Annotated in this window: 2 protein-coding genes and 1 pseudogene; 1 reads left to right on the plus strand and 2 read right to left on the minus strand. The window is 68.8% G+C overall.

Annotated elements, in window-relative coordinates; all coding sequences use genetic code 11:
• Positions 1-332: pseudogene (locus AC27VN_RS37915) on the plus strand (DUF4124 domain-containing protein); the annotation flags it as partial.
• A gap of 80 nt (positions 333-412) precedes the next feature.
• Here AC27VN_RS37915 and gatB read toward each other — a convergent pair.
• The gene (gene gatB / locus AC27VN_RS37920; protein WP_208511591.1) at positions 413-1,903 is read right to left on the minus strand and encodes an Asp-tRNA(Asn)/Glu-tRNA(Gln) amidotransferase subunit GatB; all 1,491 of its coding nucleotides are present in this window, start codon (positions 1,901-1,903) and stop codon (positions 413-415) included.
• Position 1,904: 1 nt separating this feature from the next.
• The coding region (locus AC27VN_RS37925; protein WP_490879993.1) for an amidase family protein at positions 1,905-2,847 on the minus strand (943 nt) is incomplete at its 5' end.

Consider the following 2,847-nt stretch of genomic DNA (forward strand, 5'->3'; position numbering starts at 1 on the left):
GTTATCCGAACGCCGCCGCCCACGAGCGCGAGCGCGGCGAGGCGCTGGTGCAGGTCGATGCGGTGATCCAGGCGGCGCGCAAGCGGCTGTCCGAACTGGCCGACGACCGCAAGAAGATCGACGAGGAGCTCGAGTTCTACAAGGGCGACGCGAGCAAGGCGCCCGGCGTGCTGCGGCGCCGGCTCGATGACAACGCCAAGAGCGTGGCGGTGCAGAACCGCTTCATCGGCGAGCAGGAAGACGAGAAGAAGCGCGTCAACGCGCGCTTCGACGAGGAGCGCGTGCGGCTCAAGCAGCTGTGGTCGGGCGAGACCGCGACCACCGCGCGCTGACCGGCATCCCCCAAAAGAAAAAATGGTGAAGCGGCCCGCGCGGGGCCCGCTTCACCGTCGTATCGGGCCGAAGCCCTGGCTCAGGCCAGCTTGGCCTTCAGCAGTTCCGTGACCTGCGCCGGGTTGGCCTTGCCGCCGCTGGCCTTCATGACCTGGCCCACGAGGCCGTTGAGCGCCTTCTCCTTGCCGCCGCGGTACTCCTCGACGTTCTTGGCGTTCTTCGCGATCACCTCGTCGAGGATCGCGTCGAGCGCGCCGGCGTCGTTCATCGGCTTCAGGTCCTTGGCTTCGATGATCGCGTCGACGTCGCTGCCTTCGCCGGTCCACAGCGCCTCGAACACCTGGCGCGCGGCGTTGTTCGGCAAGGTGCCGTCGGCGATGCGCTTCACGAGCTGGCCGAGCTGCGCCGCGCTGACCGGCGCGGCCTCGATGCCGATCTCCTGGGCATTGAGGCGGCGCGCGATCTCGCCGGTGATCCAGTTGCTCGCGAGCTTCGGCGTGGCGCCGGCCTTCACCGCGTCGTCGAAGTAGCGCGCGAGCGCGGGGCCCTGCGTGAGCTGCGCGGCGTCGTAGGCCGACAGGCCATGGTCGCGCACGTAGCGCTCGGCCATCACGCGCGGCAGCTCGGGCATCTCGGCCTTCACGCGCTCGATCCAGTCGGCGGCGATCACCAGCGGCGGCAGGTCGGGGTCGGGGAAGTAGCGGTAGTCGGACGAGTCTTCCTTGGCGCGCATCGCGCGCGTCTCGCCGGTGTCGGGGTTGAACAGCACGGTGGCCTGCTCGATCTTGCCGCCGTCCTCGAGCGTGTCGATCTGCCAGCTGATCTCGTAGTCGATCGCCTGCTGCATGAACTTGAAGCTGTTCAGGTTCTTGATCTCGCGGCGCGTGCCGAGCTTCTCGCCGGGGCGGCGCACCGAGACGTTGGCGTCGCAGCGGAAGCTGCCTTCCTGCATGTTGCCGTCGCAGATGCCGATCCAGGTCACGATCTTGTGCAGCTCCTTCGCATAGGCCACGGCCTCGGCGGTGGAGCGCATGTCGGGCTCGGTGACGATCTCGAGCAGCGGCGTGCCGGCGCGGTTCAGGTCGATGCCGCTCTGGCCCACGAAGTCCTCGTGCAGCGACTTGCCCGCGTCCTCCTCGAGGTGGGCGCGCACCAGGCGCACGGTCTTTTGCTCTTCACCGACGAAGAAGCTCACCGAGCCGCCCTGCACCACGGGGATCTCGAACTGGCTGATCTGGTAGCCCTTGGGCAGGTCGGGATAGAAGTAGTTCTTGCGCGCGAACACGCTGCGCGGCGCGATGTGCGAGCCGAGCGCGAGGCCGAGCCGGATCGCGCGTTCGACCGCGCCCTTGTTCATCACGGGCAGCGTGCCGGGCAGCGCGAGGTCGACCGCGCAGGCCTGCGTGTTGGGCTCGGCGCCGAAGGCCGTGGAGGCGCGGCTGAAGATCTTGCTCGCGGTCGAGAGCTGGGCGTGGGTCTCGAAGCCGATGATGACTTCATAGCCGCGCACCAGCGGGCCGGTCGGGCGGCCCTGTTGCTGTGCTTCGAAGGTGTTCACTGTCTCGCTCATGTCAGAAGCCCTCCGGCGTGCGCGTGTGCCAGTCGGTGGCCTGCTGGAAGCGGTGCGCCGCGTTGAGCAGCTTTGCTTCGCCGAAGTAGTTGCCGATCAGCTGCAGGCCCACGGGCATGCCGCCGTCGAAGCCCACCGGCAGGCTCATGCCGGGCAGGCCGGCCAGCGAGGCCGGCAAGGTGAAGATGTCGGCCAGGTAGTCGGCCACGGGGTCGTCGCCGTGCTCGCCGATCTTCCAGGCGGTGGTCGGCGCGGCCGGGCCAGCGATCACGTCGCACTGCGCGAAGGCCTGCTGGAAGTCGTCGGCGATCATGCGGCGCACCTTCTGCGCCTGCAGGTAGTAGGCGTCGTAGTAGCCGTGCGAGAGCACGTAGGTGCCGATCATGATGCGGCGCTTGACCTCGTCGCCGAAGCCTTCGGCGCGCGTGCGCTCGTACATCTGCGTGAGCGCGGTCTTCTTGCTCGCGGCGTCGATGAAGTCCTTGGCGCGGTGGCCGAACTTCACGCCATCGAAGCGGCTCAGGTTGCTCGAGGCCTCGGCCGCGGCAATGATGTAGTAGACGGGAATCGACAGCGCGGTGCGCGGCAGCGAGACCTCGACGCGCTTCGCGCCGAGCTTCTCGTACTGCAACAGCGCTGCATCGATGGCGGCGCGCACGCCGGGCGCCACGCCCTCGCCGAAGAACTCCTTCGGCACGCCGATGCGCAGGCCCTCGAGCGAGTCGTGCAAAGTGCGGCCGAAGTTCTCGGCCGGGCGGTCGAGCGAGGTCGAGTCGCGGTCGAGGTCGGGGCCGCAGAAGGCCGACAACAGCAGCGCGCAGTCCTCGGCCGAACGGGCCATCGGGCCGGCCTGGTCGAGGCTGGAGGCGAAGGCCACCATGCCGTAGCGCGAGGCGCGGCCGTAGGTGGGCTTGATGCCGGTCACGCCGCAGAACGAGGCCGGC

The sequence above is a fragment of the Variovorax sp. 20P10.2.4 genome, from assembly GCF_058244205.1.

Excerpts from the sequence above, each read along its gene's own strand:
- gatB (WP_208511591.1), bottom strand. The coding sequence starts at position 1,903 with ATGAGCGAGACAGTGAACACCTTCGAAGCACAGCAACAGGGCCGCCCG.